This is a genomic window from Flavobacterium cheniae (genome assembly GCF_004363695.1).
GTDB classification, from domain to species: domain Bacteria; phylum Bacteroidota; class Bacteroidia; order Flavobacteriales; family Flavobacteriaceae; genus Flavobacterium; species Flavobacterium cheniae.
Map to the genome: position 1 here is coordinate 1 of NZ_SNZC01000009.1, position 7,069 is coordinate 7,069.

Annotated in this window: 2 protein-coding genes; both read left to right on the top strand. The window is 36.3% G+C overall.

What is annotated here, in order from left to right:
• Positions 1–1,287: OmpA family protein (locus C8D80_RS12640; RefSeq protein WP_133610980.1), on the top strand; the 1,287-nt coding region annotated here is incomplete at its 5' end.
• A gap of 154 nt (positions 1,288–1,441) precedes the next feature.
• On the top strand, positions 1,442–7,069 hold a 5,628-nt coding region (locus tag C8D80_RS12645; protein ID WP_133610982.1), incomplete at its 3' end, for a choice-of-anchor J domain-containing protein.

Here is a 7,069-nt window from a genome sequence, read left to right on the forward strand (position 1 = left end):
ACTTACAACGCAAATGGAACCATTAGCGATGCAGTAGCGGTAGACAACCTAAACACCAAATGGCACGATGGACCAGCAAGTATTACAAGAGATGGCAACACGATGTACTACGGTAGTGAAAGTTTCAATGAAAAGGAATTCACTAAGGACAAGGCCAAGAATGCGAAGTTTGGTAAAATTTACCTTTATAAAGCAACAAAAGAAGGCGATAAGTGGGTAAACAGCAAACCACTTCCGTTTAACAATAAAGAATACGATGTAAGAAATCCAAGCATAAGCAAAGATGGAAAAACATTGTACTTCTCGTCAAACATGCCAGGAGGCTTTGGAGGAGAAGACATTTGGAAAGTAGCAGTAAATGGCGACGAATATGGTACGCCAGAGAACTTAGGAGCTAAAGTAAATACAGAGGCAAACGAGAGTTTTCCATTTATTACAGACGACAACATTTTGTTCTTCTCATCAAACGGGAAACAAGGTTTTGGAGGATACGATGTCTTCAAGATGGATTTAAACAAAGGAACAGCAGCTATGAACGTTGGCGAACCTGTAAATACATCAAAGGATGATTTTGCTTTCACCTACAACGCAACTAAGAAAGTTGGATTTTTCTCAAGTAACAGAGACGGTAACGACGATATTTATAAAGCAGATCCGATTTGTAATGTACAAGCATTAGTGCGAGTAAAAGACGCTAAAACAGGAAATGTGATTGAAGGAGCAACGGTAATGTTGGTGGATGAGAAACAAAAAACAGTTTCAAATCAAACAACAGCATTAAACGGAGAAACTTTAACAGGTGTGCTATGTAACACAGCTTACAGTGCTCAAGTATCAAAATCAGGATATGAGAGTGGTGTATTTGAAGTAGCAAAAGCAGAAAACGAGCAAGTGGTAGTGGAAGCGTTACTAAACCCAATCATGCCAATCATCACAGAGAAAGAGGTGATTTTACAACCAATATTCTTTGAGTTCAACAAAAGTAATATCACAGCAGAAGGCGCGGCAGAGTTAGACAAATTGGTAATGGTGATGAACGAGTATCCAAACATGGTCATCTTTGCAAAATCGCACACTGATAGCAGAGGAAGTGATAAGTACAACATGAATTTATCAGACAGAAGAGCAAAATCTACTGTTCAATACTTAATTAGCAAAGGAATAGCAAAAGATAGAATCTCAGGACAAGGATTTGGAGAAAGCGAACCAAAAGTAGCTTGCAAACCATGTAACGAAGAACAATACGCACAAAACAGAAGAAGTGAATTCTTGATTGTGAAGGAGTAAGATTGTTTATTGTCTGTTAACATATATCTTTTGTTTTTTAAACAAGAGATATATGTTTTTTATCGATTAAATAGGTTTTTGGTCGATGTAAAAAAATGACACAAAATAATTGTGTAAATTTGATATTTAAAAAAATCATAACTATAAAATAACTATGAAAAGAATTTTACTTTTTATAATGACGTTTTTCTCAATCTTTGGTTACGCTCAGTTTCCTGAAGGTTTTGAAGGTGCTACTTTTCCTCCAGCTGGTTGGGTTGTAGAAGATAACGCCATTGGAACAGCACAAAGTTGGGGTATAACTACTGCCACCGGTTTTGGTTGGGTTTATCAAGGTGCAAGATCAGCAATGGTAAATAGAGATAATGGAGCAACTTCTACTGGTTTAGCACAAGATTGGTTAATAACACCTCAAGTTACAGTTCCTGCAAATGGACAAATTAGATTTTATGCAAGATCGGGTTCAAATGGAGAACAAGGAAGTATATACAAGGTAATGATGTCTACAACAACTCAAAATAGAGCTGCTTTCACAACAACATTAGCTACTTATACTGAGCTTGAAATTCAAAATTTACCATTTGAGCAGATGGTCATTTTACTTAATGCTTATGCCGGGCAAAATGTTTATTTTGCTTTCGTAATGGAAGTAAATAATGGTTTAGGAGATAGATGGATTATTGATAACGTTAAAGTAGATCAACAATGTTTAACTCCAACAGGTTTAAATGTTACTCCTTTTTCAACAACTGCAGATTTATCTTGGACAAGTCCTAACCCTGCTGGTCCATGGCAAATAGAATATGGTCCACAAGGATTTGTTCCTGGAACTGGGACCATTGTGAATGTTGCAACAAATACATATACACTTACTGGATTATCTCCATTAGTATCTTACAGTTATTATGTTAGAACTATTTGTGAGGCGGATAATGTCAGCCCTTGGTCTGTTGTGAGGAATTTTACAACAACTGTTGCTCCACCTATTTGTGGTGGAAATTTTGTAGATAATGGTGGTGTTTCTGCTAATTATACTAATAATGCAGATAATACTATAACTATTTGTCCTACTAATCCGGGTGATTTAGTTACTGTAACTTTTACATCATTTAATACTGAAGCTAACTGGGATGCTCTGTATGTTTTTGATGGGAATTCTATTGCAGCTCCACAAATAGCTAGTGCAAATGGCGCAGGAAATGTGCCTGGAGGTTTAGCAGGTGGGTTTTGGGGTACAGCAATACCTGGACCATTCACGGCAACAAGTGCTTCAGGGTGTTTGACTTTTAGATTTAGAAGCGATAGTTCTGTTAATAATCCGGGTTGGACAGCAAATATTACATGTGCGCCAGCTCCAACTTGTCCTAGACCAACTGTTATAACAGCTACTAATATCACATCAAGTTCTATGCAAGTGAGTTGGACAAACAATGCTCCAGCAGCTACTTCTTTTGAAGTTATTTGGTTGCCAGCAGGTTCGCCTCCGCCAACACTTGCTTCTGTAGGTCAAATAGTAACTGCTAGTCCTTATACGATTACTGGATTAAATTCACAAACAACTTATGATGTTTATGTAAGAGCTAGATGTCAGCCAGGAGGAACAGATATAGGTGATTGGTCAGTAATTAGATCTTTTACAACTTTACCTGATTATTGTGGAGGAGATCATTATTATGATTTAGGTGGACCAACAGGTAATTATCCAAATAACATTACTGCTGCTAATGGAACAACAACTATTTGTCCTGAAAATGCTGGAGAAGTTGTTACTGTTTATTTCAATTCATTTGATTTAGTTAGTAGTATAAATGATTCCTTAACAATATATGATGGTGATTCAGCTACGGGTACACCAGTGGGAACCTATTTTGGAACCAATATTATACCATCATATACAGCAACTTCGCCAACAGGGTGTTTAACCTTTGTTTTTGTTTCTAATGGTTCTCAAAATGCGCCAGGTTGGGATGCTACAATTTTATGTGGCCCACCATGTCCTTCTATTACCTCTGTTTTGGATAGTTCATTACCTGCAGCGGGAGCTCAAGATATAATACGTGTTTGTCAAGGGCAGTCTGTTGATTTTTCAGGTAGTGGCGTTTTTGCTGCTAGTGGAACAGGTGCAACTTATTTGTGGAATTTTGGTGATGGGTCTACAGCTCCAGGTCAAACGGTTTCGCATGTATTTGCAAATGAAGGAATTTATTTAGTTAATTTATTTATTACAGATGCAAATGGTTGTAGAAATTCTAATAGATTAAATCAGTTGGTTTATGTTTCAACTACTCCAACTTTTACTTCAACGGTGTCCGATAACGAAATTTGTTTAGGACAAAGTGCAACTATAACAGCATCTGCAACTCCGGTTACTTTTACAAAAGAGTGTGCACCACCAGTAAGTGGTACTACATTTTTACCAGACGGAAGTGGTGTTTCCTACCAAACTTCAATTCCAGTTGATTGTTTTCCATTTGGTTCTACAATTACCTCAGCAAGTCAAATTACTTCAGTTTGTATCAATATGGAGCATTCCTATTTGGGAGATTTAGAGATTAGACTGGTGAGTCCAACAGGACAATCGATTATTTTAAAAGCTTACCCAGGTGGTGGTGGAACTTATTTAGGATGTCCTTTAGATGATCCAACTGTAGGTCCTGGAACAGGAAGATTATATTGTTTTACTCCAACAGCTGTAGGGCTTATGGTTGCTGGGCCAACATCAAATTGTGGGACACCAAATGGGGCATCAATTAATGCTGGAAATTATGCACCAGTTCAGCCTTTCACTAATTTAATTGGAAGTGATTTAAATGGCAACTGGTCTTTGATTATTACAGACAACCTTGGAATTGACAATGGTTATATTTTTGACTGGAGTATTAATTTTGATAGTTCGTTAATTCCAGCTGATTATCAATTTACTCCTGTAATTACAAGTACAAACTGGACACCAAATCCTGATATTACTAATATTAGTGGAAATCAAATTACAGTTACACCTACAACTGTTGGTACACATTGTTATACTTATAATGTAACAGATGATTTTGGTTGTACATATTCTGAACAAGTATGTTTAGATGTTGTTCCAGGAGTTGAGTTTACTGATTTAATTGTTGTTCCAACAGAAATTTGTGATGGAGAAAATGCAGTTTATACTTTTACAGGAACACCAAATTCAATAGTTACTTATAATATTAATGGTGGTGCAAATCAAACAATAACTTTAGATGCTGCTGGAAATGCTACATTAACTTTGTCTGGTTTAACAATTACTACAGATATTAATGTGACTTATATGACAGCTCCGTCTGTTCCAACAGCAGGAAATGCAATTGCTACAACAGGAGGTGTTAATCCAAATAATTCAACGGGTGCTATATTAGCGGCAGGTACTACTGCAAATACTGCAAACTCAACAACTATTAATGCAACTAATAATACGGTAACATTAACTTTAGCTCATGTTGTTCCTGCAGGAACCCCAATAACTGTTAGTATTGCAAGGAACACTACAACAGGAGCTGTTAATATCGTAGATGGTCCTTCAACTTTACTTTTTAATACAGGAACAATTAATATTTTGCAATATGTTACATTTATTAAGGGTACTACATCTAATACTATCACTATAAATAGAGCAAATGGAACTGTTTTCTTAGATGGAGTTTCTTATAGTTACAACGAATTAGGTTGTGATAGACCTTTAAATGTTACTACTTCTGTTGTAGTTTATGCAAATCCAATTGTTTCTGTTACACCTGCCACTTGTGTTGCAAATGGTTCTGCAACTGTAACAAATTACAACGCAGCCTTCAATTATGTATTTAATCCAATAGGTCCAACTGTAGATGCAAATGGAGATATAGCTAATTTTGTATATGGTACTTCTTATACTATTGCACTTAATAATGTAACATGTTCATCAACTCCTGCATCTTTTGTTATTGATGAGATTTTACAAAATTTACCAACTCCAGATATTGCTAGTACACCTCCAACGTGTTTAGCAGATGGATTTAGTACAATTACAAACTACGATGCAACCGCAACTTATACTTTTACCCCTGTAGGACCATCAGTTGATGTTACAGGTTTGATTACTGGTATGGTTTTCGGTACTGATTATACAGTCATAGCATCAAATACTACATGTGATTCTAATCCATCAGTTGTATTTAATAATTTACCAATTTTGGTAACACCAGTTGTTCCAACGGTTTCAATTACAGCGCCAACATGTATTGCAGATGGATTTGCTACAATTACAAATTATGATGCAGCAATAACTTATGTATTTACACCAGCAGGACCTTCGGTGAATGCTACAGGATTAATATCAGGTATGTTGTTTGCTATTAATTACGAAGTTGCAGCATCTAACGGAAGTTGTACTTCTGTAAATTCGGCAATTTTCACAATTGATCCAATCTTAGTGACACCAGCGGTTCCAACAATTAATGTTACAGCACCAACGTGTTTAGCAGATGGATTTAGTACGATTTCAAATTACGATGGTACATTAACTTATGTATTTAATCCAACAGGACCATCAGTTGATGCAACGGGATTAATTTCAGGAATGACATTAAATACATTATATGAAGTTACCGCATCAAATTCTACATGTACCTCAGTAGCTTCGGCTCAGTTTAGTAATTTACCAATTTTGGTAACACCAGTTGTTCCAACGGTTTCAATTACAGCACCAACATGTATTGTAGATGGATTTGCAACAATTTCAAATTATGATGCAGCAATAACTTATGTATTTACACCGGCAGGTCCTTCAGTGGATGCTACAGGATTAATATCAGGTATGTTGTTTGCTACAAATTATGAAGTTGCAGCATCTAACGGAAGTTGTACTTCTGTAAATTCGGCAATTTTCACAATAGATCCAATCTTAGTAACACCAGCGGTTCCAACAATTGATGTTACAGCACCAACGTGTTTAGCAGATGGATTTAGTACGATTTCAAATTACGATGGTACACTAACTTATGTATTTAATCCAACAGGGCCATCAGTTGATGCGACGGGATTAATTTCAGGAATGACATTAAATACATTGTATGAAGTTACCGCATCAAATGCTACATGTACATCAGTAGCTTCGGCTCAGTTTAGTAATTTACCAATTTTGGTAACACCAGTTGTTCCAACGGTTTCAATTACAGCGCCAACATGTATTGCAGATGGATTTGCAACAATTTCAAATTATGATGCAGCAATAACTTATGTATTTACACCAGCAGGACCTTCGGTGAATGCTACAGGATTAATATCAGGTATGTTGTTTGCTACAAATTATGAAGTTGCAGCATTTAATGGAAGTTGTACTTCTGCAAATTCGGCAATTTTCACAATTGATCCAATCTTAGTAACACCAGCGGTTCCAACAATTAATGTTACAGCACCAACGTGTTTAGCAGATGGATTTAGTACGATTTCAAATTACGATGGCACACTAACTTATGTATTTAATCCAACAGGACCATCAGTTGATGCGACGGGATTAATTTCAGGAATGACATTAAATACATTATATGAAGTTACCGCATCAAATGCTACATGTACATCAGTAGCTTCGGCTCAGTTTAGTAATTTACCAATTTTGGTAACACCAGTTGTTCCAACGGTTTCAATTACAGCGCCAACATGTATTGCAGATGGATTTGCAATAATTTCAAATTATGATGCAGCAATAACTTATGTATTTACACCAGCAGGACCTTCGGTGAATGCTACAGGATTAATATCAGGTATGTTGTTTGCTACT